This window comes from Cohnella thermotolerans DSM 17683 (genome assembly GCF_000429825.1).
GTDB classification, from domain to species: domain Bacteria; phylum Bacillota; class Bacilli; order Paenibacillales; family Paenibacillaceae; genus Cohnella; species Cohnella thermotolerans.
The window spans coordinates 1-25184 of record NZ_KE386958.1; the positions used below are offsets into that span (position 1 = coordinate 1).

The 25184-nt window shown below is 51.8% G+C and carries 20 protein-coding genes and 3 pseudogenes; 19 read left to right on the forward strand and 4 right to left on the reverse strand.

Annotation, left to right across the window (positions count from 1 at the left end; genetic code table 11):
• The 9 genes and pseudogenes from G485_RS27490 to msrB (G485_RS29480) all read left to right on the forward strand — a co-directional run.
• Positions 1 to 257: integrase core domain-containing protein (locus G485_RS27490; protein WP_035157469.1), on the forward strand; the 257-nt coding region annotated here is incomplete at its 5' end.
• 111 nt (positions 258 to 368) lie between these two features.
• Positions 369 to 773, forward strand: a complete 405-nt coding sequence (locus tag G485_RS0120300) for a hypothetical protein (RefSeq protein WP_027094035.1) — start codon at positions 369 to 371, stop codon at positions 771 to 773.
• Between the two features lie 11 nt (positions 774 to 784).
• The gene (locus tag G485_RS0120305) at positions 785 to 2434 is read left to right on the forward strand and encodes a hypothetical protein (RefSeq protein WP_051318442.1); all 1650 of its coding nucleotides are present in this window, start codon (positions 785 to 787) and stop codon (positions 2432 to 2434) included.
• A complete protein-coding gene (locus G485_RS27495) occupies positions 2406 to 3122 on the forward strand; it encodes a hypothetical protein (protein WP_051318443.1) in 717 nt (238 codons plus the stop codon). Before G485_RS0120305 ends, G485_RS27495 begins: the two co-directional genes overlap by 29 nt.
• A gap of 13 nt (positions 3123 to 3135) precedes the next feature.
• A pseudogene (gene msrA / locus G485_RS27500) lies at positions 3136 to 3762 on the forward strand (peptide-methionine (S)-S-oxide reductase MsrA); the annotation flags it as partial.
• A 180-nt stretch (positions 3763 to 3942) separates the two neighbouring features.
• Complete coding sequence (locus tag G485_RS31105; RefSeq protein WP_084423417.1) at positions 3943 to 4467, forward strand: DUF6431 domain-containing protein; 525 nt, start codon at positions 3943 to 3945, stop codon at positions 4465 to 4467.
• A 49-nt stretch (positions 4468 to 4516) separates the two neighbouring features.
• Positions 4517 to 5869 (forward strand): IS481 family transposase, encoded by a 1353-nt coding sequence (locus tag G485_RS0120325; RefSeq protein ID WP_027094038.1) that lies wholly within the window; start codon positions 4517 to 4519, stop codon positions 5867 to 5869.
• A complete protein-coding gene (locus G485_RS0120330) occupies positions 5862 to 6662 on the forward strand; it encodes an ExeA family protein (RefSeq protein ID WP_027094039.1) in 801 nt (266 codons plus the stop codon). Before G485_RS0120325 ends, G485_RS0120330 begins: the two co-directional genes overlap by 8 nt.
• 94 nt (positions 6663 to 6756) lie before the next feature.
• Positions 6757 to 7119, forward strand: a pseudogene (gene msrB / locus G485_RS29480) (peptide-methionine (R)-S-oxide reductase MsrB); the annotation flags it as partial.
• A gap of 346 nt (positions 7120 to 7465) precedes the next feature.
• On the opposite strand, the gene G485_RS0120335 reads toward msrB (G485_RS29480), so the two are convergent.
• The 4 genes from G485_RS0120335 to G485_RS0120350 all read right to left on the reverse strand — a co-directional run bounded on the left by G485_RS0120335 (position 7466) and on the right by G485_RS0120350 (position 12678).
• Positions 7466 to 7975 (reverse strand): carbonic anhydrase, encoded by a 510-nt coding sequence (locus G485_RS0120335; RefSeq protein ID WP_027094040.1) that lies wholly within the window; start codon positions 7973 to 7975, stop codon positions 7466 to 7468.
• Between the two features lie 105 nt (positions 7976 to 8080).
• On the reverse strand, positions 8081 to 8446 hold the full coding sequence (locus tag G485_RS0120340; protein WP_027094041.1) for a Na-translocating system protein MpsC family protein: 366 nt from the start codon (positions 8444 to 8446) through the stop codon (positions 8081 to 8083).
• Between the two features lie 39 nt (positions 8447 to 8485).
• Positions 8486 to 11146 (reverse strand): DUF2309 domain-containing protein, encoded by a 2661-nt coding sequence (locus G485_RS0120345; protein ID WP_084423419.1) that lies wholly within the window; start codon positions 11144 to 11146, stop codon positions 8486 to 8488.
• Positions 11143 to 12678, reverse strand: a complete 1536-nt coding sequence (locus G485_RS0120350) for an NADH dehydrogenase subunit 5 (RefSeq protein ID WP_027094043.1) — start codon at positions 12676 to 12678, stop codon at positions 11143 to 11145. Before G485_RS0120350 ends, G485_RS0120345 begins: the two co-directional genes overlap by 4 nt.
• A 1265-nt stretch (positions 12679 to 13943) precedes the next feature.
• Between G485_RS0120350 and msrB (G485_RS27505) the strand changes: the two genes are divergently transcribed.
• The 10 genes and pseudogenes from msrB (G485_RS27505) (at position 13944) to G485_RS0120395 (ending at position 25144) form a co-directional block, all read left to right on the forward strand.
• A complete protein-coding gene (msrB, locus tag G485_RS27505) occupies positions 13944 to 14714 on the forward strand; it encodes a peptide-methionine (R)-S-oxide reductase MsrB (RefSeq protein ID WP_240489224.1) in 771 nt (256 codons plus the stop codon).
• 158 nt (positions 14715 to 14872) lie between these two features.
• A complete protein-coding gene (locus G485_RS0120360; protein WP_027094044.1) occupies positions 14873 to 15253 on the forward strand; it encodes a winged helix-turn-helix transcriptional regulator in 381 nt (126 codons plus the stop codon).
• A gap of 158 nt (positions 15254 to 15411) precedes the next feature.
• Entirely contained in the window at positions 15412 to 16758 is a 1347-nt protein-coding gene (locus G485_RS0120365) for an LLM class flavin-dependent oxidoreductase (RefSeq protein ID WP_027094045.1), read from the forward strand.
• Positions 16759 to 16884: 126 nt separating this feature from the next.
• Positions 16885 to 19074, forward strand: a complete 2190-nt coding sequence (locus tag G485_RS30200; protein WP_027094046.1) for an alpha-galactosidase — start codon at positions 16885 to 16887, stop codon at positions 19072 to 19074.
• Positions 19075 to 19113: 39 nt separating this feature from the next.
• Positions 19114 to 19313 (forward strand): annotated as a pseudogene (locus G485_RS30205) (VOC family protein); the annotation flags it as partial.
• 329 nt (positions 19314 to 19642) lie between these two features.
• A complete protein-coding gene (locus G485_RS0120375; protein WP_027094047.1) occupies positions 19643 to 19861 on the forward strand; it encodes a cysteine-rich CWC family protein in 219 nt (72 codons plus the stop codon).
• A gap of 222 nt (positions 19862 to 20083) precedes the next feature.
• The gene (locus tag G485_RS27510) at positions 20084 to 21922 is read left to right on the forward strand and encodes a cache domain-containing sensor histidine kinase (RefSeq protein WP_338027773.1); all 1839 of its coding nucleotides are present in this window, start codon (positions 20084 to 20086) and stop codon (positions 21920 to 21922) included.
• Between the two features lie 17 nt (positions 21923 to 21939).
• The gene (locus G485_RS0120385; RefSeq protein ID WP_027094048.1) at positions 21940 to 23253 is read left to right on the forward strand and encodes a response regulator transcription factor; all 1314 of its coding nucleotides are present in this window, start codon (positions 21940 to 21942) and stop codon (positions 23251 to 23253) included.
• Positions 23254 to 23348: 95 nt separating this feature from the next.
• Positions 23349 to 24275, forward strand: coding sequence for a carbohydrate ABC transporter permease (locus tag G485_RS0120390; RefSeq protein ID WP_027094049.1), 927 nt, complete (start codon positions 23349 to 23351; stop codon positions 24273 to 24275).
• Positions 24272 to 25144 carry a carbohydrate ABC transporter permease gene (locus tag G485_RS0120395; RefSeq protein WP_027094050.1) on the forward strand — a complete coding sequence of 291 codons (873 nt, stop codon included), beginning with the start codon at positions 24272 to 24274 and terminating at the stop codon, positions 25142 to 25144. The genes G485_RS0120390 and G485_RS0120395 overlap by 4 nt, the downstream gene beginning before the upstream one ends.
• Positions 25145 to 25184: the final 40 nt, after the last annotated feature.

The window sequence follows — 25184 nt, forward strand, 5'->3', positions numbered from 1 at the left end:
AGCTCTTGGAGAAGGAAGGCGTCAAGGTCTCCATGGACGGCAAAGGCCGGGCAACCGACAACAGCCGGACCGAGCGGTTCTTCCGCTCGCTCAAGTACGAATGCATCTACATCAACGAATTCGTTGACCCTCGTGCGCTGCGCCAAGGAATCGTTCGCTACGTCCAATTTTACAACGAGGAACGCCCGCACCAGTCGCTCGGCGAAGCACCGCCCGAGCAGTTCTACGCCCACGATGGCAAGCAAATCGCATCCTAACCACCGGAAGGAGGACATAACTTATTTCTCGAAAAATCGTGTCTTGACATTGGGGAGCATTACAGATGGGCCGAATTTTTTAATACTGTTCGTCAAAGAAGAAACACGATTATGCAGATGCTCTATCGCCTTTCAAGGGAAGACCTCATTAAAATTATCGTTCAAGTATACGCAGGGAAAATGCCATCTAAATCAGATTGCGGGCAATGTCTGGCGCACCCTAAATGCTCATATCCGAGGAGATCTTCTTGCTTTGGCTGCGAATGGTTTATACCGCAGTATTTTATTTTAATCGAAGCTAAATATGAAATAGAACGTCTTATAAAATCTATTAAAGAATGCGAGTACAGCACTTTGATTGATCGGGATACGGGATATATCCTGCATCTTCTTGATATCATTGAGCAAGCCGTAGAATATTTCGGTGAAGAATATGTTGCGCAATTTATGGATTTACCAGCGCTGGAAACGGAACTTGAAAAGATTGCCCATCTTATTTCTCCAGAGAAAATATAAAGGTGATATTTATGCAAGTACGAAGAACTGTCAATACTTTAGGAAATCATAGATTAGATGTCGTTGAGGATATTAAATTCCATGACTATCAAAGGAAAGATTATGAAGATGCTTTTAATAATTTGAAAGAGGCAGGATATCTTATTGCTGATTCATTTGATGATGTTTTATGGAAGATGACATCGGAAAGTGCTGATCGTTATTTTTCAATGAGGTTTGATCTTGAAGTATATCGGGAACTTAATCTAGCCCTAAAAGGATTTATATTGATTCGCAGAATAAGCGGAAAGTCACCAAGGACATGCAAAAAAGAATGCAATCTATTAAAAGCAATCATAATAAAAACACGTAAGCTTTCAGATATGAATGAACTTGAGAATTTTTTTTATTCAACCTCAAAGCCTAACGCATGGTACATGGCATGCACGCTTCAAAATTTTGTAAATTTTCATAAACCCAAAAGTGCTGATAAGGTTTTGGAGATATGCGGTCATATCACGAGGTCTCACCACGATAACAGGGATTTGCCAGATTTTGAAGAAGTGCTCCAGTTTGACGATCTAATCAATGACTTGTTTGAGCAAGCATGGAGTCAGGAACACTTCCCCTATTTACCAATATTATTATGGTGGCGAATTACGAATGTGATCCCGATGAGACCAAACGAGTTTTTTCAGATTAAATTTGATTGCCTTCAGGAGGCCGAGCGTTCTCATTGGTTAACCGTCCCTAGAATTAAAAACAAAAGTACCGATATAAACGAAGTTATTGAGTGGGAAACCATACAAATCGATCACAATATTTTTGTTAGTATTCAATCGTATAAACAGGTTCTGTTAAACTTGCTTGAATATGAGCCCGAATACTTGTTTCCTTTGGAATATTACCAAAGATATCGAAAAAGGCAGGTAAATATGGACGCAAAAAGATTCAATGATGTCCGTTTTTCTTACTTGCTTAAAGAATTTTATAGGGTGATCGTGAAGGAAAAGTTCAAATATCAATCGGCAAGAAAAATCAAACCTGGTGATACGAAGCATTTTGCTATTATTAATATGGTGCTTCAAGGTTTTAATATGCTATCTGTCGCAAGAATGGCCCATCATGAGCAAATTGAATCTCAAGAGAACTATTTTTATCACGCTGCTCATTTTGCTGATTCTTTTGTTTATCATCTAGCCCGGAAACGAATGGAAAATAAGATTGCAGAAAAGATGCCGGATGGATTTTTGGGTAAAAGGAGAACAGCAGTAGATAAGGGAAAAATTTATACTTTTGAAGAACTGGTTAGTAAAAGAAAGATTCAGTATGGTTTTTGCGGAGATGAGTCAAACGATTTCCCGATACATTGTGTTCCGGATTGCAGGGATTGTGAACACTATATATTTAAACCAGCAGTAAACGAAATAAATCCGGCACTATCTTGGCTAGAGAGTCAAAGCTCCACACTTGATGCAGAAATAAAGACAACGTTACGTTGCATGAAAGAAATAAATCATTCATTAATACAGATTCAAGAAGAGGTCCACCGGATAAGATATGAAGAATCATATCAATCTTTATCAAAAAATTTATTGGATTTAATGGATCGAAAAGCGATGGTTGACTCAAGAATAATGGAGTTGGATTGGAATGACGAAGAGGATGCAACGGGCGAATAAACAAGGCGATAGCCCGAAACGCGGTAGGAAATCGGATTATAGCGACATGGAACTAAAAAAAATGGCTTTGCAAATAAAAAACGATTTAAAGGGTGCAAAGCTAACTTACAAGGAATTGGAAAGAAGATCCGGAATTGGAAGAAACACATGGAGTCGCAGAATACCGGATACCATAAATGAGTTGAATCGACCAATTATGCGATCGTCTGAAAACAACGAGATCGACGCAGTTTATTTTCCAAACATCCACCAACTGTTTGAAGTGCATGGGAAAGATTATAACAAGATCATTTATGAGCTAGAACATTTTCAAGATGCTTTTTATCAAATGTATAAAGAAAAGGAGGATTATAAGCAAAAGCTTGAAAAACTAAGCCAATATGAGACAAAATTGAAGGAGCAGGAAGAACAGATTCGCATCCTGAAAATCCAGAAAGAACACTATGAAAAGCAATATAAGAATATACTTGTTACGAGCGCCTTTCCTCATTTACGTGAGGAAAACGGAATTAAATATAACCTTTTGGATTTTAACGCTCATGTTGAGCAGCATTCTAATCTGGATGACTTGAAATCACTATTTATTACCAATAATAAGAATACAACGCCGGAAGCTGATGCTACAAATGAACATTTTGAACGGCTCAAAGAAAGAAATAAACGGCTGTTTAATAAAAAGGGAAAATAAGGAGGAATTTTCTGTGACAGAGAGCAAATTGGAGAAAGCCACTTTCGCGGGCGGATGTTTTTGGTGTATGGTTCAACCTTTTGAAGAGTTGCCTGGTATCGAGAAGGTCGTTTCAGGTTATACCGGTGGTCATAAAGTAAACCCTACATATGAAGAGGTTTGTTCCGAAACTACAGGACATGCCGAAGCTGTGCAAATTACGTTTGACCCAGAAGTATTTCCGTATGAGAAGTTGCTGCAAATCTACTGGCAACAAATTGACCCCACCGATTCCGGTGGCCAATTTTTTGATCGTGGATCTTCATACAGAACTGCAATCTTTTATCATACAGATGAACAGAAAAGGCTGGCGCTGGCTTCAAAAAAAGCACTTGAGGAAAGTGGGCGGTTTAATAAACCAATCGTTACCGAAATTGTACCTGCTGCAAAGTTTTATCCCGCGGAGGATTATCACCAGGATTACTACAAGAAGAATTCCTACCGGTACAAAATGTATCGTCAAGGTTCGGGAAGGGATACATTTCTAAAGGAACATTGGAGGCTTCATAAAAATGAACAAGAATTAAGAAAAAGCCTCTCTCCTGTTCAATTTGAAGTGACTCAAAACAATGCAACAGAGCCACCTTTTCGAAACGAATATTGTTGCCGCTGAAAGATAACGTCCAATTGCTGGCGGGATTGCCTGTCCAAGAGTTGCTGAATATAATGACCGTATCACAAAAAAGGAAAAGGATGCCTCCCATGTATGTGGGCCTGCTGGAACAGGCTCACGGGATGCATCCCCCAAACAACATGGTCATTGTATCAAAGTATGAGCTGGATGAGAAGTCACCCGGCGTTTTTTGTTCGATGTGCAGAATTGGTTCCCTCTCCCTGCTGCGGAGAAGCGCTTAGCGTCATCGGCAGTCGGAAGCGGAAGCTCACGAGCGAGGGCGGAGATCGCCGCATGCTTGTCATTCGCCGGCTGCGTTGTACACAGTGCCGGAAGATCCACCATGAGCTTCCGGATTGTATTGTGCCGTACAAACGGTATGAATCGGCATGCGTAGAGCAAGTGGTTTCGGAACCCGTGACGCCAGCCACGGTAGCGGCAGACGACGCGACTTTGCGGCGTTGGAAGAACTGGTTTCAGGAACAGACCACGTACTTGCTCGGAGCTCTAAGATCCATCGCCTTTCGCTTTCATCAGGACCCTGTGGAGAAGCCGTCCGTCTCTACGCAGACTGCACATCATCCTTTCGGACACTACGTCGGGGACGCCCCCGGTTGGCTGGCGCGAATTGTCCGCCCGGTTGCAAATTCAAATTTGTGGCTACATACCCGTTCTGCATTCTTGTCCGGCTAGGTGCTGCGGTAGACTCGTCTGGAAGTCTACCAAGCGAGGTGCAGAACAGATGAAAGATCAGAAGAGAGCAGAGGCCATCGCGTCGGAACGCATGCAACTCCTGTCGCCGCTGCTGGCGGAAGGGCTGGACACCGCCAAAGCCAGCCAGATCAAGCGACAGATCTGTGAGCAAACTGGACTCTCCGAGCGGACGCTGCGCCGGTACTTGGCGAAGTATCGTCAGGAAGGCTTCGGCGGCCTGAAGCCCAAAGGCAAGGGACGCCAGCCGTCAGAGGAGATCATTCCGCCGGAAATTGTGGAACAGGCCATTTTGCTGCGCCGGGAGGTGCCCGGCCGAAGCGTTGCCCAGCTCATTCAGATCCTGGAATGGGAAGGCCGCATAAAGCCCGGACAGATTAAGCGCAGCACGCTGCAGGAAAAATTAGCAGAGCGCGGTTACAGCACGCGCCATATGCGCATGTATGCCGAATCGGGCGTCGCCGCCCGGCGGTTCCAGCAACGCCATCGTAATCGTCTCTGGCACTCGGACATCAAATACGGCCCCTTCTTACCCATTGGCCCCGGTGGTGCCATGAAGCAAGTGTTTCTGGTGACGTTTATCGACGACGCGACGCGGTTTGTGCTTCACGGCGAATTCTATCCGGTCATGGATAAGACTATCGTAGAGGATTGCTTCCGCCAGGCCATTCAGAAGTTCGGCGTTCCCGAGGCGGTCTATTTCGACAACGGCAAACAGTATCGAACCAAATGGATGACGCGAGCTTGTTCCAAGCTGGGGATTCGGTTGCTGTTCGCCAGACCCTACTCGCCAGAGGCGACCGGCAAGGTCGAACGGTTCAATCGTGTAGTCGACGCGTTCTTAAGCGAGTCCGCGCTTGAGAAACCGAAAACGCTCGAGCGGCTCAATGAATTGTTTGCCGTATGGCTGTCGGAGTGTTATCAGCACAAGCCGCATTCCGCGCTGGAGAACAAGCGTAGTCCGGAAACGGCGTACCGCAGCGACAAGAAGGCGCTTCGGTTTGTGGATCCGGACGAGCTCGCGAATGCCTTCCTGCACTGCGAGACGCGCAAGGTCGACAAGTCCGGCTGTATCAGCTTCATGGACCGCAAGTACGAGGTCGGCCTGCCGTTCATCGGCTGTACGGTGGATGTGGTGTTCGACCCGGCGGACATCTCCGAGCTCACCATTGAGTATGAAGGCCATACACCTTGGCGCGTACGGGAACTCATCATCGGCGAACGTGCAGGCAAGCGGCCGCAGCTTCCGGAACATATCGGCCCGCTGCCGGCAGATGCGTCAAGGTTGCTCGCGGCAGCAGAGGATCGCAACCGGGGTCGCAAAGCAGAGCAGGCGCCGGCTGTGGCTTATCGCCGGATGAGCAGGGAGGGCGGCCATGTTTGAGTCCTTCTACGGCCTTGGCCGCTCGCCATTCTCCCGGGATATCCCGACGAGCGAACTGTACGAATCGGTCACGCTCGAGGAAACGCTTGGTCGCCTTGAGTACGCCGCTCAGCGGCAGTGGTTTGCGGTTGTTACCGGCGATTGCGGCACAGGCAAAACGACGACGATTCGGCGGTTTACCGAGGTGTTGGATCCGGCGAAGTACAAGGTGCTCTACCTGTCGGACTCTAAGCTGACGCCCCGGCATTTCTACAAGGGGCTGCTCGAGCAACTCGGCTGCGAATCGAAGTTCTACCGAGGTGATGCCAAGCGCCAGCTGCACCGCGAGATTGAACTCATGCGCGGCATTCACCGACTGCAGCCGGTTGTCGTCGTCGACGAGTCCCATCTGCTGGATCGCGAAATGCTGGAGGAAGTGCGTTTCCTGCTCAATTTCAAGATGGATGCGCAGAGCCCTATGGCGCTCATCCTGGTCGGTCAAAGCGAGCTGTGGGATCGCCTGAATTTGCAGGCGTATGCGGCGATCCGCCAGCGGATCGACCTGCAGTGCAAGCTGCCGCATTACGATCGTGCGCAGACCGGCGATTACATCAGGCGGCACATGACGTTCGCTGGCGCAGATCATGACATCTTCACCGACGGCGCGATCGATGATATCTACCGATTCTCGAGCGGCGCAGCAAGGCTGATCAACAAAGTATGTACACATGCCCTAATCTACGGCTCACAGAACAAACATCGGATCATCGACGATCATATGGTCAAGCGTGTCATCCAGGGAGAATTATCGTGATTCTCCCTTTCTCTTCCCCTCGGGCGGACAAATTGACCGTCACCAGCAGGACAGCTTACACCGTCAACTGGCGGACATTATGCGTTGGCAGTAACACGAATATTGGAATCATAAGGAGAAAGGCATTTATGTCGATATTGTATCTGGTGAGCCGTTATTCAGTTCTTTAGATAAATTCGATTCGGGTTGCGGCTGGCCGAGTTTTACAAAACCATTAGGTCACTCCAATATTACAGAACATCTTGATACCAGCCATGGTATGATTCGTACCGAGGTGCGAAGCATAAACGGAGATTCTCATCTGGGGCATGTCTTCGAAGACGGTCCTAGGGACAAAGGCGGATTACGTTATTGCATCAATTCAGCGGCACTTCGTTTTATTCCTAAGGAAAAATTGGAAACGGAAGGATACGGAGAATACGCCCACTTGTTTGACACTATGTCTTCAAACGAATAACACAAATGAACTCTATCCTGGGAGTGTAAATATTTTTGTGTAAGTTATCCTAACGTTAAAATCGTACTTGCTGTTAACACGACACAGCAGGATAGGGCTATACTGGAAAGAAACCTGAGTGGCTGTTCAGTTCTGTCTGTTTGGATAAAGGGAGCAAATAGCTCCCTATTTCTCATACTCATAAGAACCAAAGCGTTAATTTCTGGAGGTTTGGGACAGTGCCCCCAAGATTATGCCGACAGTTCGGCTTTCAATCGATTCATTAAGAAAGTGGCTAGCTGTACAGCAGCCCTTTTAATTGGTTTAAAAATTAATTTATTCATTTTAGCTTAACATCATTATTGTCTTAGGAAATGTTAATTTCTGATACTTTTCCGCCCATATTGTCAATCAATAATCCGTGAACTTGAACATCAGATGGCATCAACGGATGTTGACGAATCATTTTTACACTTTTCTGTATACCTTCAGTTGAAGTTTTGCTGCCCTCTAGCCATTCACTTAACTTGATGCCAGGAAATTCTGGCGTGCAATGTTCAAAAAGATAATTGATTGTTCGTAATTTCTCTTTTAATTCTTCGTTTCCATATAATTTTTTAAGTAATTCTTGTCTTTCCGCTTTATTGACCGAGTCATCTTTTTTCCCGACTACAAAAATTTCCTTAACTTTTTCTTCATAAACGGCAATCATTATATCTCGCATTACATCGCTGAAATGTTGTGAAATAACTGGCCCATTTATTTGCAGGATCAACATGTTATTCGGATGGATGTTGACCGCCTGTTGTATTAAGTGTTCCATATTATCTTCCATTCCAATCACAAATAATGCTTTTTTGTTTTCAACTGAATTCATAGGATTACCTCCCTTAGTTTTGGGCATTTATACCAATGAACAAATGAATTTAGAACAGAAACAACCGAACAACGAGCCTAATTCGTACATAGCCGTCAGTATTATTTATAATAATTTGTTTGTTAAATCATCTGAGAGCCGAAAGACCATGATTCGTTCTCCAGTTCTTGTGCTAATGTCGGTATGAAAATTCACGACTTCAAGACCGGTAATATTAAAAATAATCTCTTTAAGATCCTCGATACCTGATTCCACCAAACTTGTTCGGGTGTTTTTTATAGATAAAATCCCTTCTTTATCTTTACAAAGGGTGTATTCTGCCGGGGTCAGTATCCCGCGCAAAGTAACAATAATCATATCCCGTAAAATATCGGATTTAACCGTTAGAGAACCGCGTCCAAGATACTCTTTTTCCCAATGAGTTAAAGCTCTGCTTACTTCAGCTTCAATCATACCTTTTGATTTATCCATATCGTTTTCTCCCCAATAATTTTTGGTACATATCGGCAATCACATGTTTAATGACCAACTTTTCCAGTATCCTTTTGGATCCAGGTTTGCAAGCCGTACCCATCCGTTTTGAACCTTTTGGCGGAACATATGATCATGATCCAGCAATCGCTCCACATACTCTTGGGGTGCTTCAATGAGAATCAGCAAACGCAGAGAAGCATGATAGAACTCATGATCCGATTTCATCACAGACTGCCAGGGAAGTCCAGTTAACAAGTCGCTCGCATTTCCTTGCATGACGCCGATTCCGGCAGTAACGGTTTGAGTTGCCTTATTTCCGCTTCCATAATAATGTGGCGCTACGGTAGACGCATAATACTGAAGGTTTATCCATTGAGCCACCGTCGCTGGCCCAGTTATAATGTTCGCAAGCAACGTACCGTCATGATCCTTCTGCCAGTCATAATTGTGCAGAAAAACTCTTCCGTCCAAATTGCACTCCTTAGTAAGCCGGCGACTTCCAATGATAAATGCAGCGTTTCGTGCGAGTCCCCATTCAGGGCGCATTTCACTCCAATCTTCCGCAAAACGTTGCATCTCGGTCGTCGCCTTACCAAATTGAGGCGCGAGATTGGGCAATTTCGACAATTGCTCTTTATTTACACGTTCCGTAACCTTTGGCAATACTGCACAAATTCGGTCAAATGCATGTTGGGCCGCTTTTGAGAGTTTGGGAACATATACCCAACGTAATTCATTAATGGTCGTGATATGCTCGGCAGCCACGAATACTGTCTCTTCCGGAATTACAATCCCGTTGTGTGCCAAGGTATTCCTTACGTTTGGAAGGTTACACAAGCTGGCTAGAACTCGTGCGTTAAAACGGCCCGATGCCCCTCCACATGCACCGCAGTCTAACGAGGAAGCATACGGATTGTTGGTGCTGTGGCTACCATGACCGCAAATCACTACTAATGGAGCAAAGTGATCGGTTAGCCCCATCATTTTCAGCGCTTGCCGGGCGTAATGCACCTTCTCTTCTTCAGAAAAACCAACCGGGAGTTCCGTTTCCGATTGCTCATAATCCAACGACAGCTCCGTAGAAGGTTTACGTAGCCATGCTTGTCGAATCTGTTGGAATACGCGACCTGCTTCCCGCGGGAAAAGACTGCGCCCCAACATCTGGAGACTAAGCCATGGACCGCTTACCTCCGGCAACAATAAGCTTGTAAGCAGGTTTTGTTTCATCATTTGAAACGTATGCTTAAGTGAGTTTACCGACTGCAGACGTTGTAGATATCGATTGGATTCAAATTCAGAAGCAAGCTCCTTTACTTTGCACTGCGGTTCGAGAATAACCGGTAAGGAGAAATGGCCATGTTTGCTCCCAAGTTCAACCGTCTCAATAGGCAATCCGAAAAAACCGGCAACTCCATACGTGGCAAAAGGACCTTCTTTTTCAAGTGCGCGCCGAAAAGGCTCTGAACGTGTATCAATACAAAAAGCAAATTGTGCCATTACAGACTTTACATCGTTTGATACACATGGTTTCGATGAGATCTTTGCTTTCAGTTGCTCCTCGTATGTTTGTTCCCACGCTTCCAGCCAAATCCGTCTTCGGAGTATATCATCAAAACGATACGCAAGACTCAGACGCGCTTTTTGCTCCGAAGAAGACAACGCCGACCATTCTTCAATGGACAAGTCCCCCCAATGAACCCACGCCGCGATCAACGGAACCAGCCTTAATGCATATTCCGATTTTTGCTGAGTTAAAGGCAAATAAGGTTTGATGAATGCTTGTTCCATGGAAATGCGAACAGCCAAATATTCCAATAACAGTGACTTCTCTTCGGTAGATTGCTGTGAACGCCAAAGCATCATTCCCGCCCATCCTGGTAAAGAAAGCAGATGGGCCTCAAGATACCTCTGTATGAGTGGCTGGGAAATTTCAAGCGCCGACAGAGCCTCCAATAAAGCTTCGTGTGCTTCTTGCGGACATTTACTTAATTGCTTGCGTTGCGATGGACGAAGTGCCGGATCGTATTGAACAAGGCGGCGCCATGCGCGAAAGAAACCTTCCTTGCGATTGGGCATGGACCAGGCTGCCTGAGACTCGTCTAGGTACAATTTACACCATTTAATTACGTGGTGATCCAGATAGCTGGCCACATTGACGCCTTGTTGCCGTTCCACACGAAAACTCAAGGTTTGCATCGGTTGTTCCTCAAAAAACTGCAATGTCAGATGGCTCAGTTTCTTCGCCAAGACCGTTAATTCCGGTGCTTCTAGAACGTTGGCAGGCAGATTATCCAACCGAAGCGCGGCGCGACAAAATTTCTCAACGACGTCTCTTGGCAAATCAAGAGACTGTGAATCAAGCCAATGTCGGAAATTTGTTTCAAGATATTCCGGATCAATTTCCCCTCGATTCTTCGCGTCCTTCAGAATAGAAACATTAGGATATATATCTACATCGCAAACGGCTTTGAACCAACGTGCGACCTGTTCGAATGATTGCTCTTCCACCCCCGCCCAGGGATGACGGGCCGCAAATACTGAGATCGGTCCCAAGGGTGCGATGACTCGACTTGCGGACTTAACCAAATCGTGAATAGCGGGTTTAGAATCGGGAATCAGACCTTGATCAAATTGATCCGTTATTGCCGCTACCTCTTCCAATTCTGATTGTTCGAGTAATGTTAATGATTCGATCATTTCTTATTCCCTCCTTTAGACATACTCAAAACAAGAAACTTTGGATGGCTTTCGACCGAATTGGGATGAGGTTCACTCAATCGTACGAGCCATAGATACAACGCAGCAAAAGAGGTGGAAGAATGATGGCGAGTTGACCAAAAAACAACAGCATTGCCGGATAGTAAAATAAATAGAACCAAAATGAGCAATGTTGCAGACGGAAGTACTACTTCCGAAACGGTGCCATGCAATAGATCCTTGAAAGCTGCATGGATGATGTTAAAAACGATTGTCACTCCAGCTATTAGAGAAAAGCCAACAATTCGCCCAATATGCCCGTGCCCCGAAGTCACAAGCTGTGTCCATGCAATCGACACGGACCATCCCAGAAGTAGTGCGCTAATGAAGTCATGACCCGTTCCATTGTCATTTATCCAATAACAGAACCCCACTGCCAGACCTAAAAGACCCCCTGCCGTATTCCATATAAGTGGCGAATGGCGGGTTGTAGGATTAGTTCGCTTATAGTGATGAACAACTGAACCTGCCTGCAAAAAAAGGGTGGATTTAAATAGGCCATGTAACACTGCATGAATGATAGCTGCCAAATAAGCACCTAATGCACATTGAATCAGCATGAAGCCCATCTGGGCAATCGTAGAACCGACTAACTGACGTTTATAGTCAACCTGGACCAAAATCATTCCTGTTCCCAGTAAGACGGAAAAACCCGAAAGAACGATCAAAAAGATTTGGGCTAAATCGCCGCTAAATAGCGGTGCGAATCGAGTCAGTAGTATTCCACCGGCATTGACTATACCCGCATGCATCACTGCGGAGACAGGCGTTGGAGCAACGACTGAATCCAGTAACCAGCGTTGAAAAGGGTATTGCGCGGCAGGAATCGCCACTGCGAACACCATCAGTAAATTTATGCCGGTTTTCTCCCACGAGCCAAGGTTCGTTAGACTGTCTTTGGCGAGCACAAAAGATAGCTGCCAGTGTCCAGTCGCTTGTGCGAGCCAGATGATGGCCAACAACATCATCAGCCAACTAAGCGTCAACCATTGCCCGGAACGCGCGATCGCAGTTTTAGCTGCTTGCCACTTTTTATTTAAACTTATGAGCCATGTGATTCCTAACAGAGTGAATCCCCAGAAAACCATAAGCCAACGAAGATCATCGCTTAACCAGGCGACTGAGGCAGAACCTGTAGTGAAGGTGAAGAGCGCAAAATATTTTCTGTAATTACGGTCACCAAGCAAATAACGGATGGAATAACGCTGTATTACAAAACCAATGGTGAGGACAAATAATGCTGTCAACCAAGCCAGGGGATCAAGGTGCCATGGACCATAAATCTTATTCGTTTTTAAAGTAACAAGATTCAACAGTGACATTAAGGGGGATAATCCATATATGCCAACATGGAAACGAACAAATTTCAAGGGAACGCGCGGATGCAGCATAAAAAGCGCGCTAAATAATGAAAGCGAAAGGGTTACAAAAAAGGTTATCGTTAATGAATTAGAGTTCAACAAAGTTAGCATCTGACTTCCTCCAATGATCCAGGAAACTGTTTTATTTCATCACACACATTTGAATTTTTTCAACAAAAAAACCGACAAATCCGGAAATTAATGGCCGCTTTTAACGCCATTAAATTCCGAAAATTGTCGGTTTACTATCAACTAACCAATATTGGTTTTTTGAAAAGTCTACCTTGTTTTTTCAAACAAAATAATACCACTTGATTAATGTTCTGTCAAGAACGCGCGATGACTCAGTTTAAAATGTTACTAAATAGGTATCGGTCACTCACGACGAAATGTTACCGAAGGGATGTGTTTTGAAACTGAGTATAAAAACGCGGCGTGAAGTGATCCGTTCCTTGGGTGATCAATATAAAGAGCGAAAACGCGTATTGCGAAGTCAGCAATTCTAGACACGCCGTGAATGTGCTTGGATGTCATCGCAAGGATGCCATACGCGTTCTTGCAAACCCTCCTGCTCCTACGCCTTTGAAACGTAAACGGCCATTGGCCTACCAGGAAGCAATGCCTGTCATTCAACGCGTATGGGAAGCGCTGGATTATCCATGTGCCGAGCGGCTGCATCCTGTTCTGCTTGAGACGGCTCAGATCCTTGTGCGTCAAGGTCACCTGTTTCTGAACGACACTATCGTATCGCAATTGCAGGGGATTAGTCGTGCCACACTGGCACGAAGATTATCCGCGTTCCGGTCACCATAGGCCAAACCGACTGTGAGCAAACGGAAGCCTTTTGCCGAACTTCGCGCGCAGGTCCACATGATCGCCTATGATTGGATAAGACGCATCCGGGCGCATTGAAAATCGATTTGGTCGAGCACAACGGCGGATCGTTGCACGGGCACTTCGCCTAAACCTTAACAGTGAGATGTCGTCTCCGTCTACACCCGCTGACGCGCGCTGTTAGGCAAATCCCAACTCACAGTGCTCCGCAAGGCTTAAGCAATCATCGCGGAGTGGCCCCTGCATCCTTGGGTGATCCTTAGTGATAACGGCCAAGAGTTTTTAAACGCTCCTTGAAAACCTTTTGCGCTTATAACAACATCCGGTTCACCAGTAGCCGACCTTATCGTAAAAATGACAATGCTCACGTTGAGCAGAAAAACGGATTCCTTGTCCGCCAATTGTGACCGGTACAATCATATTAATGAAGGAACAGAGATTCCTCGGAAATGTACATAATTAATTATTATGGTACAAATTATGTACATATTTTATTTATGTACAGTTAATAATGAATAATATAACCTAGGAAATTAAATTAAATGGATAATATAAAATACTTATGTACATTTATTTTATGGAGATATCCCTATCCGGGAGGGCAATTCCACGACCGGGGCTCCTCTTATCGAACGGCCATTTTCTACGCGAACGAGGAACAGAAGCGGAAGGCGGAGCAGTCGAAGAGGGAGCTGGAAGCGAGCGGGCGCTTCGACAAGCCCATCGTGACGGCGATCGAACCGGCGTCGGAATTTTATCCGGCGGAAGATTACCATCAGGATTTTCACAAGAAAAATCCGCTTCGCTACCGGATGTACCGCAAAGGCTCCGGCCGCGACGACTTTATCGCCCGGCATTGGAATACTGAGAAGGATAAAGAGAAGCTGAGATCGAAGCTGACGGATTTGCAGTTCGAAGTGACGCAGAACAACGGGACGGAGCCGCCGTTCCGCAACGAATACTGGGATAATCACCGGGAAGGTCTGTACGTGGACATCGTCTCCGGGGAGCCGCTGTTCAGCTCGCGGGACAAATACGATTCGGGCTGCGGCTGGCCCAGCTTCACGAAGCCGATCTCGCCCGGCACCGTCAAGGAGAAGGAAGACTACAGCCACTTCATGATCCGCACGGAGGTGCGCAGTCGGGAAGCGGACTCCCATCTGGGGCACGTGTTCCCCGACGGTCCCGAGCCGACGGGCCTTCGGTATTGCATCAACTCCGCCGCTCTTCGCTTCATTCCGAAGGAGGATTTGGAGAAGGAAGGCTACGGCCGCTACCTCTCGTTGTTCGAAGAGCAGGAGACGACTCCGTAATCGGGTTCGTTCGAGCCGTCCGGCCAGTGGCCGGGCGGTTTTTGTCTAAGAAACTTCCGGCTGCGGACGAGCGCCCGCCCGGAAGTGTCTTTCGCGCTCCTTTGCCTGTCTATTGCCCGTTTGCTGTGCTACAATGCAAATATGGCGAGGTGACTGCAATGGAGCAAACTCCGATCCAAACTCAAATCTGCCCGCGATTTGAGAAGGCGATGAGCATCCTCAGCAAACGTTGGGCCGGACTGATCATTTTCCAACTGCTGTCGGGTCCCCAACGGTTCTGCGCGATCGAATCGGCTCTTCCCAATATTAGCGGCCGGCTGCTGTCGGAGCGGCTTAAAGATTTGGAGCATGAAGGAATCGTCCGCCGCGACGTATATCCCGAGACTCCGGTACGCATCGAATATTCGTTGACCGACAAAGGCAAGGCGCTCCACAACATTTTTGCGGAGCTGGCCGCCTGGTCCCAGGAATGGATTCCGCCCGTGGACGAAGCCGCGGAGGACGAGGAAGCGATTGACGCTTCGGGCGAATCGTGTTAAATTGAAGCTACTATTTCATACGATTTCGCTCGGATTTAAACGAGTACCGGACGGCCGATTGGTCCACCAAAGGCGCCTAACCCTTGATCGCAAAGGGATGGGCGCTTTTTTGCTTGGCGGGACGGGGCTCGGTTGAACCGCAAGGAGGACAACGAACGATGGCAAATCAAAGACAAATCAAGCTCTCGGCTTACCTGGTCGGAACGGGCATGCACGTCGCCTCGTGGAGGCTGCCTTCCGCGCAGGCGGACGCCAGCATCGATATCGACTACTACCGCAGATTGGCGCAGACGGCGGAGCGCGGCAAGTTCGACATCGCTTTTCTGGCGGACAGTCTGGCCATCAACGAGCAATCCCACCCGAACATCCTGAACCGCTACGAGCCGATTACGCTGATCGCCGCCCTCGCGAGCTCCACGTCCCGCATCGGCGTCGTGGCGACGGCCTCGACTTCGTATTCCGAACCGTTCAACCTCGCCCGCCAATTTATGTCCGTCGATCACATCAGCAAAGGAAGGGCGGGCTGGAACATCGTCACGACGCGGGATTTGTCGGGCAATACGGCGCGCAACTTCGGCGGCACGGAGCATTACGAGCACGACTTCCGCTACAAGCGGGCGGCGGAGTACCTCGAAGTGGTTCAAGGCTTGTGGAGCTCGTGGGAGGACGACGCCTTCATACGCGACAAGGAGAGCGGGCGTTTCTTCGACAAGAGCAAGATGCATCGCATCCACCACAAAGGGGAGTTTTTCTCCGTGGAGGGGCCGCTCAACATCGGCCGGTCCCCGCAAGGGCATCCGGTGCTCGTGCAGGCGGGCACGTCCGAAGCGGGCCAACAGTTTGCGGCGCAGACGGCGGAGGTCGTATTCTCCATTAAATACAACAAGGAGGACGCGATCGCCTACTACCGCGAATTCAAGGCGAAGGTGGCCGCTGCCGGCCGATCGCCCGACGACGTCGTCGTTCTGCAGGGCATCTCGCCCGTCATCGGGCGTACGGAGCGGGAAGCGCGGGAGAAGCTGGAGCTGCTGGAATCGCTGATTACGGAAGAGACGGGGCTCTCGTTCCTCTCGGACTATTTTCCGGGCGTGGATTTCAGCGGCTTCACCCTGGACTCGCGGGCGGCCGAAGTCGGACTGGACCGGCTTGAACTGAACAAGTCCGATTACCGGAAGCATCAGCCCGTCATCGCCCGGGAGAATCCGACGCTGCGGCAAGTGTATTCGCTGCTCACCGGATCGTTCAGCGGAGACCCGTTCGTCGGAACGCCGGAGAAAATCGCCGATACGCTGGAGGAGTGGTTCGTCGAGCGGGCGGCGGACGGCTTTATGCTGATGGCGCCGCAGCAGCCGGAGGGGCTCGAGGAATTCGTCGATCTCGTCATCCCCATTCTTCAGGAGAGAGGCTTGTTCCGTACCGAGTACGAAGGGGCGACACTGCGAGAAAATTTAGGTCTGAAGCGTCCCGCGAACCGGTTCGCGGGCAAGGCGGGCGCCCTCTCCTGAACCGGGCGGCTCTTCCGGCCATCTTCGCCCTCTCCTGCCGGTATTCCGCGGTTGACATCGGCTTTGTTCTTGTTCAGTATACGTTATATGGACAAGGCAGAATCCGATTGGAGAGGTGTGTAGGAAGTGGCGATTTGGTACGACGAGCAAACCCGCACGTTTCACCTGCAATCCGGCAGCGTCAGCTACGTGATGCAGATCGTCAAAGACGGCTATTTGGCGCATTTATATTGGGGGAGAAAAATCCGCGGAACGGCGATCCACGACATGATGCCGAAGTCTTTCCGGCCTTCCTTCAACCCGAATCCGTTCCCGGAGGACGAGACGTTCTCGCTCGACACGCTTCCGCAGGAAGTGCCCGGCTACGGTACGAGCGATTTTCGCTCGCCGGCCTACCAGGTTCGCCTGGCGAACGGAACGACCGTCGCCGAGTTCAAGGTGACCGGGCACCGCATTGTGGCCGGCAAGCCGGCGCTGGAGGGGCTGCCGGCCGTCTACGCGGAGAGCGACGACGAAGCCCAGACGCTGGAGATCGAGCTGGAGGACGCAGCCGCCAAGCTGAAGCTGATCGCGAGCTACACGGCGTTCCGGGACAGCGACGCCATCGCCCGTTCGGTACGGCTCGTGAACGTAGGGCATGAGCCCGTTCGCGTGCTGCGGCTGCTGAGCGCGAGCGTCGACCTGCCCCATTCGCGGTTCGACGCGGTGCACCTGTGGGGCACGTGGGCGCGGGAGCGCCATCTGGCGCGGCGCGCGCTTATGCCCGGGGTGCAGGCGATCGAGAGCCGCCGGGGCTCCAGCAGCCATCAGCACAACCCGTTCTTCGCCGTCGTCTCTCCGGATGCGACCGAGGATCACGGCGAAGTGTACGCGATGAACCTCGTCTATAGCGGGAGCTTTCTGGCGCAAGCCGAGGTCGACCAATTCGCCTCGACGCGCCTGTCGATCGGCCTCAATCCGTTCGACTTCGAATGGCTGCTCGAAGGCGGAGAGTCGCTGCAAGCGCCGGAAGCCGTGCTCGTCTATTCGCCGGAAGGGCTAGGCGGCATGTCGCGGACGTTCCACAAGCTGTACCGCACCCGCCTGTGCCGCGGCGCGTTCCGCGACAAGGAGCGGCCGATTCTGATCAACAACTGGGAAGCGACCTACTTCGACTTCGATTCGGAGAAGCTGATGAAGATCGTCCGCGCGGCCAAGGAGCTCGGGCTCGAGCTGTTCGTGCTCGACGACGGCTGGTTCGGCAAGCGCAACGACGACAAGCGTTCGCTCGGCGACTGGTTCGTCAACACGGACAAGCTGCCGGAAGGGCTGGACGGCCTGGCCGCGAAGGTGAACGAGCAGGGGCTCGGCTTCGGGCTGTGGGTCGAGCCGGAGATGATCTCTCCGGACAGCGACCTGTACCGCGCCCATCCGGACTGGTGCCTGCACGTGCCGGACCATCGCCGCACGCTGGCGCGCACGCAGCTCGTGCTGGACTTCTCCCGCCAGGACGTTCGCGACTATATCGTCGAACGGTTGACGGCGATTTTCTCGAGCGCTCCGATCTCTTACGTGAAGTGGGACATGAACCGCAACATGACCGAGATCGGCTCCGCCCTGCTGCCGCCGGAACGGCAGCGCGAGACGGCGCACCGCTACATGCTCGGCCTGTACGAGGTGCTGGAGAAGATTACGTCCTCCTTCCCGAACATTCTGTTCGAGAGCTGCTCCGGCGGCGGCGGCCGCTTCGACGCGGGCATGCTCTACTACATGCCGCAGACGTGGACGAGCGACGATACGGACGCGATCGAGCGGTTGAAAATCCAGTACGGCACGAGCCTCGTCTATCCGGTGAGCGCGATGGGCAGCCACGTCTCCGCCGTGCCGAACCACCAGGTGCACCGCATCACGTCGCTGACGACCCGCGGCCACGTCGCCATGTCCGGCAACTTCGGCTACGAGCTCGACCTGTCGAAGCTCGCGGACGAGGAGAAGGCCGAGATCGCGCGTCAAGTCGAGGAGTACAAGGAGATTCGCGGACTCGTGCAGCAGGGCGACTTCTACCGGTTGCTCAGCCCGTTCGAAGGGAACGAGACGGCGTGGCAGTTCGTCTCCGCGGACAAGTCCGAGACTTACGCCATCTATGTGCGTACGCTTGCCGTTCCGAACGGTCCGCTGGGCCGGTTGCGCCTGAAGGGGCTCGACCCGAACAAGACATACGCGCTGCGCGGCACGGACCGCGTATACGGCGGCGACGAGCTGATGTACGCCGGCTTGCCGCTGCCGGTGCTGGAAGGCGACTTCCGCAGCCTGGCGTTCTACTTCAAGGAGGCATAGGGCGATAATCAAGGGGACCGGCCGTTGTTCAACGGTTCGGGCCCCTTATGGTTGGCGTTAAACGTAGAGACAGATATTCCGCGAAATGAAATTCAATATTCTTACACGCATTTGGCCTTCACCGTTAAAGAGGAAGACTTCGATAGCCCGACGGGCATAAATTTGAATTTCATACGGTCAGTTTGAAGGACAGGTTGGATTATTACAAAAGCGAAAAGCCTCATATGCAATTTTTTTGAAATGGGATGAAGGTGTATTGGGCTTGCCGTTTACACAAGGAGGTTGGGCAGAAGCGATTCTCTGCCCAACCTTTTTGGGTTTGCAGCCCGTCAGCAAGGCGAAACAACCGCCTTGCTGCGCGCTCTCGCACATAGCGCTGCTTGGCTCGCGCGCCGCCCGCCGCCAAGCCAAGCCCCGCGACCCGATCGCGGGGCTTGGCGCGTCATGTCTGCCCCAGGCAGCCTTCGCTCCATGCCTAAGCGGCTCCCGATTTTTTCCCATATTGTCATTCCCCCGATTTGCATGTACGATGGGCTCAAACGACTATCGAACCGCAAGGAGCAACGCGATGACCAACCATCCGAACCCCGCCCCCGATGAAACCGTCGATCCGACCCTCTGCCCCCTGTGCGGACAGCCGAACGGCTGCGCTTTGACCGAAGGGCGGCCGATCGAAGCGTGCTGGTGCGTGCAAGCGACGGTTCCCGAGGACGTTCTGAAGCGGATTCCGCCCGAACGGCGCCTCAAAGCGTGCGTCTGCCCCAGCTGCGCGTCAGGCGGACAATAAGGCCCGCAGCCGACCCGCCGCAGCCGACCGCAAGACCGCAGCCAACGAACGCGCCCCACACAGCCCGGCAACCGCCCGACCGCAGCCAACGAACGCCCGCCGCCCGGGCATCGTGTGCGGTCCCATGCAAATCGGGCGTTTTCTTATCGAATTTCCTGTTAGCGCTTACCCGCACCGCCAAAACCCTTCATACTGGAATTCATCGCCCGGGGGTGTCCTGACTTGCCGAAGCCGAAGGTCCGCCTGACCAACCCGCTGACGAAAATGAAGCTGAACCGCCAGCTTATTTTGCTGTTTCTTATTCTCGTAAGCCCGGTCTTTCTTCTGAATTGGTACGCCAACGCCAAAACCGAACAAATTTTGAAGCGCCACGTCACGAACGCCTACATGGAGCTGAACAAGCAGAACCATCTGCTCATCAACCGCGACATCGAGACCGTCCACCGGATCATGACGACGATTATCCAGAATTCGGTCGTCCAGCAGATGCAGGCGAGCGGGGGCGACGTGTACGACCGGGTGAAGCTTTACGAGACGGCCGACAAGCTGATCTCCACCTTCTCCATCGGCATGAGCGGAGGAGACGCGATTTATTATTACCTGTACGTGTACGATCCGTTGGACCAATATAACTTCGCTCCTTACGCGGCATCGAAATACCGGAACGGAGGCGTGTTCTTCTACTCCGACCGGACCAAGCCGTCCTGGGTCGACGAGGCGATCGCCCGCAAAGGGCGCGGCTACCTGAAAATACTGGACGGCATCGGCAACGCGCCCGGCGCGAAGACGCTGACGTATATCCGCGCCGTCAACAGCGCCTACAGCGGCAAAACGATCGTGGGCGTGCTCGTCGCAACCAACGTGAACAAGAAGATCGAGCAATCGCTGAAGACGGTGTCGCTGCCCGACAACGGGGAGATGTTCCTGACGGATTACGACAACACGATTCTCGCCTCGACCGTTCCCGGAATCGGCAAGACGCTCGAGTTGCCTCCGGACATGGCCCAGGGAACGAAGGGCGAAGAGACGAAGGACGCCATTTTCAAAAATTACATTTATGTGGAGCACGCCGACTACGAGCTTCAGCAGAAGCTGATCTACCGGATCTCCGCGGCTTCCCTGCTGCGGCAGCAGAGCGAGCTGAAGCGGGCCATCCAATGGATCTCCATGGCCTATTCGTTGTTCGGCATCGTCGTCATGGCCTACTTCTGGCGCTCGCTGCTGACGCCGCTGCAGCGCCTTGCGGGCTTCGTGCGCGGCTACGAGCCGGGCAAGAAGATGCCGAAGCCGGGCAGCATGGACCGCAACGACGAGGTCGGCGTGCTCGTCCATTCCGTCTACAACCTCACACAGAGGCTCAACACGCTGATCGAGGACCGGTACGTGATGGACATCAAGCAGAAGGAAGCGCAGCTCCAGCTTCTGTATCAGCAGATCAATCCCCATCTTCTGTACAACACGCTGGAGAGCATTTATTGGAAGTCGACGCTCGAAGGGGGAAGCCCCGATTCGGCGGAGATGATCAAGGAGCTGGCCAAGCTGATGCGCATCAGCCTGAGCCGGGGCCGGGAGCTGATTACGGTGCAGGAGGAGCTGGAGCACGCCACGGCCTATACCCGGCTGCAGCAGAAGCGGTACGAGTACGAGTTCCGGGTGCGCTGGGACATCGAGGAAGAGACGCTCGACAATCGGATTCCGAAAATTACGCTGCAGCCGCTGATCGAAAATGCGATCATCCACGGCGTCCGCCATATGGGCGAAGACGGCGAGATCGTCGTCCGGGCGTACAGGCGGGGAGACGACGTCGTCCTCGAAGTGCAGGACAACGGCTACCGGAAGGTCGATCACGAAGCGATCAACGCCATGATTCGCGAGCCGCTTCCCGAAGCCCGGTCGGGCTACGGCATTCACAACGTGCATGAACGGATTCGGCTGCATTTCGGCCCCGCGTACGGCATTCATTATTCCGAGCCTCCCGGCGGAGGCACGGTCGTCACGATCGTGCTTCCGGTCAGCCGGACCGAGGACCGTCCGGCGCCGGCGGCCGAAGAATCAAGATAAGCGGGAGGGACCTGCGCATGTATACGATACTGCTTGTCGACGACGAACCGCTCATTTGCAAAGGCTTGAGCAATCTGCTGCAGACGTCCGGACTCGGCATCGGAACGATTCTGACGGCCGGCAACGGCCAAGAGGCGCTGGACTACTTGCGCATGGAAGATGTCGATCTGATCGTCACCGATATCCAGATGGGCGCGATGAACGGCATCGAGCTGATGCATCAGGCCAAAATTATGAAGCCTTGGGTGGAGACGATCGTCATCTCCGCCCACGAGACGTTCCAGTACGCGCAAATGGCGATGCGGCTCGGCGCCAGGGACTATCTGATCAAGCCGCTGAACAACGGGCAGTTCCTGGACACCGTCCGGAACGTCCTGCTGCAGATCGAACGGCCGGCGCGGCCGGACGAGGAGGCGCTGACGCTCATGCGGGCGAACTTCCAAATGGCGCCTCCCGACGTGCAGTGCGGGATGTGGCTCCATCAGCTGGTGAGCGGCGACGCCAGGGACGCGGAGCGGATCGTGGCCGAATTGGACCGGCGCTTCGGCGTGAAGATCGAAGGGCCTTATTTTGCGGTCATTCGGGTGCGGCTGATGCTGGACGACGTGGGCGACAAGGACAAGGGACTGCTGCAATACGCGGCGCTCAACATCGCGAGCGAGCTGCTCGGCCAGGATTGGAACCACAAGGCGTTCTACGCGCCGGATTTCGAGCTCTGCCTGCTCCTCGAATGGAGCGAACAGGCCTACACCGAGACGACGGCGAACCGGATCGACCAGCTCGAGTTCATCGGGCGCAGCCTGCACCACAATATCGAGAAGTACCTCCACCTGACCAGCGTCGTCGGCATCAGCCAAATTCTCCGGGAACCGTCGTTCATTCCCGTGCTCGGTCTTCAGGCGTACAAGGCGATGAAATGGAACGACGAGCACCGCGACCATTATGTTTTCTACTACGGCGATTACAAATGGGCTTTCCGCGAGGAAGGGTCCACGGAAGAGGAGTGGGTCGCCCGGAGCAACGTCATCGTCGAGCAAGCGAAGCGGTACATCGACGAGAATTACGCCCGCAAGGGCATTACGCTGAGCGAAGTGGCCCGGCATCATCACGTCAGTCCCAACTACTTGAGCTATCTGTTCAAGAAGTACATGAATTGCAATCTGTGGGAGTACGTCATCAAGCTGCGCATGGAGGAGAGCAAGCGGCTTATTCTGACGACCGATTTGCGGCGCTACGAGATCGCGGACCGGGTCGGTTACGAATCGCCGGAGCATTTCAGCAAAATTTTCAAGAAATATTACGGGATCAGCCCGAGCGACCTGAAGAAGTAAGATCGGCCACGATCGTCATAGAAACGCACATGTTCACCCTTGATCTCCTTTTCTACAATGAAGCTAGACTCGCAGAAAAGGAATGAGGGAGCGCCATGGACCACACTGTCGCCGCGCCGGTCCGGCCGCCGGATGCAACCGGAGGAAGGAGCCGCGCGAAATTCGGGAAATACCTGCCCGGCTATTTGTTTCTCTTGCCCGCGATCGTTCTGTTTGTTTTGTTCTTGTGGGTTCCGATTGTGAAAGGGGTTGTGTTCAGCTTTTACCACGTCGACTTCGTCAAAGGCGATACGTTCGTCGGCTTCGACAATTACCGGACGGTGTTCCGCGATGCCGAGATCGGCGTGTCGATCCGCAATACGCTCTATTACATGGGGCTCTGTCTCGTCATCGGCTTCTGGGTGCCGATTCTGTTCGCCGTCGCCATCTCGGAAATCAAGCGGTTTCAGGGCTTCGTGCGGATCGCGGCCTACTTGCCGAACGTCATTCCGGTCGTCGTCCTGTACGGGCTGTGGCGGTGGATTTACGATCCGGTCGGTCCGATCAACGCCGTTCTGACGAAGCTCGGCCTGGATCAGATCTTGTTCATGACGGATTCGAAATGGTCGATGGCTTCGCTCGTCATCATGGAGACGTGGCAGCAGTTCGGCTCGGGCATGCTGATCTATCTCGCCGCCGTTCTTAGCATCCCGAAGGATTGGTACGAAGCGGCAGAGATCGACGGTGCCGGCGTATGGGCGCGCATTCGCCATATTACGCTCCCTTCGATCCGCAACCTGATCGGGCTAATGCTGATCCTGCAGCTGATCGCCACCTCGCAAGGCTATCAATCGCAGCTTGCGATGCTGGACGGCGGGCCGATGAACGCCACGCTCACTTATGGGCTCAAAATCGTGAAATACGCCTTCACGAAGCTCGAATACGGCGTCGCTTCCGCCATGGGCGTTCTGATGTTCCTGGTGCTCGGCCTGCTCGCGGTCGTCCAGTTTCGAATGAACAACCGGGGGGACAAGCAGCCATGAAAGCGGCCGAACGGGGCATTCTGTCCTCTTACGATTCCAAGCGGGCTTCGACCAGAGCCGTCATCGGGGTCATGTCTCTCGTCGTTGCGGCCATGGTCCTCAGCATGCTGTATCCGATCGCCGTTACGTTCTTCAATTCGCTCAAGAGCGTTCCGGAAGTCAATTCGTTCCCGCCGAAGCTCCTTCCGCGCGCCTGGGAGTGGAGCAACTACCGGGAAGCCTGGCATTACATGAAGCTGCCGCTGTTCCTTAAGAACACGCTGCTGATCTTCGCCGGCAATCTCGTCGTCACGGTGTTCGCGCTCGGCGGAGCCGCCTTCGCGCTGTCCAAGCTGAGTTTGCCTCGCCGGAAGCTGATCTTCTTCTTCTTCCTGACGACACTGTTCATTCCGCCGTCCACCTACATCGTGCCGAACTTCGTCAACCTGAAGGATCTCGGACTCATGAACTCCTTCTTCGCCTTCTGGCTGCCGGCCGGGGCGAGCGCGTTCAACCTGCTTCTGCTCAAGAGCTTCTTCGACGACATCAACAACGAGATTTTCGAAGCTTCGCGCATCGACGGCGCTTCCGACTGGTACGGCTTTACGCGAATCGCGCTGCCGCTGGCCGTGCCGATCGTGTCGACGCTGGCGATCTTCCTCTTCTCGTCCGCCTGGAACGATTGGTTCTGGCCGTCGCTCGTCATGCACGGCGACCCGCACTATCCGTTGTCCACGGCGATTTACAAGAAGGTCATTCAGGCGACAGGACTGAAGCTGAACGTCAAATTCGCCATTCTGTCCATGGTCGCGCTGCCGCCGATCGTCGTCTTCCTGATCTTCCAGAGGTTTATCCTGAGAGGGCTGCATTTGGGCGGAGTCAAGGGATAACGAGGGCGGCACGAATCGTAAAGCTGCACACGAAGGGAAT

Bases quoted from the DNA above. Each gene is read 5' to 3' on its own strand.
- G485_RS0120340 (WP_027094041.1), bottom strand. From the start codon at position 8,446: ATGGATAAATCAAAAGGTATGATTGAAGCTGAAGTAAGCAGAGCTTTA.
- G485_RS0120300 (WP_027094035.1), top strand. From the start codon at position 369: ATGCAGATGCTCTATCGCCTTTCAAGGGAAGACCTCATTAAAATTATC.
- G485_RS0120335 (WP_027094040.1), bottom strand. From the start codon at position 7,975: ATGAATTCAGTTGAAAACAAAAAAGCATTATTTGTGATTGGAATGGAA.
- G485_RS0120330 (WP_027094039.1), top strand. From the start codon at position 5,862: ATGTTTGAGTCCTTCTACGGCCTTGGCCGCTCGCCATTCTCCCGGGAT.
- G485_RS0120305 (WP_051318442.1), top strand. From the start codon at position 785: ATGCAAGTACGAAGAACTGTCAATACTTTAGGAAATCATAGATTAGAT.
- G485_RS0120385 (WP_027094048.1), top strand. From the start codon at position 21,940: ATGTATACGATACTGCTTGTCGACGACGAACCGCTCATTTGCAAAGGC.
- G485_RS31105 (WP_084423417.1), top strand. From the start codon at position 3,943: ATGAGAAGTCACCCGGCGTTTTTTGTTCGATGTGCAGAATTGGTTCCC.
- G485_RS0120350 (WP_027094043.1), bottom strand. From the start codon at position 12,678: ATGCTAACTTTGTTGAACTCTAATTCATTAACGATAACCTTTTTTGTA.
- G485_RS0120375 (WP_027094047.1), top strand. From the start codon at position 19,643: ATGACCAACCATCCGAACCCCGCCCCCGATGAAACCGTCGATCCGACC.
- G485_RS27495 (WP_051318443.1), top strand. From the start codon at position 2,406: ATGACGAAGAGGATGCAACGGGCGAATAAACAAGGCGATAGCCCGAAA.
- G485_RS0120325 (WP_027094038.1), top strand. From the start codon at position 4,517: ATGAAAGATCAGAAGAGAGCAGAGGCCATCGCGTCGGAACGCATGCAA.
- G485_RS0120390 (WP_027094049.1), top strand. From the start codon at position 23,349: ATGGACCACACTGTCGCCGCGCCGGTCCGGCCGCCGGATGCAACCGGA.
- G485_RS0120395 (WP_027094050.1), top strand. From the start codon at position 24,272: ATGAAAGCGGCCGAACGGGGCATTCTGTCCTCTTACGATTCCAAGCGG.
- G485_RS0120360 (WP_027094044.1), top strand. From the start codon at position 14,873: ATGGAGCAAACTCCGATCCAAACTCAAATCTGCCCGCGATTTGAGAAG.
- G485_RS0120365 (WP_027094045.1), top strand. From the start codon at position 15,412: ATGGCAAATCAAAGACAAATCAAGCTCTCGGCTTACCTGGTCGGAACG.
- msrB (WP_240489224.1), top strand. From the start codon at position 13,944: ATGGATAATATAAAATACTTATGTACATTTATTTTATGGAGATATCCC.
- G485_RS0120345 (WP_084423419.1), bottom strand. From the start codon at position 11,146: ATGATCGAATCATTAACATTACTCGAACAATCAGAATTGGAAGAGGTA.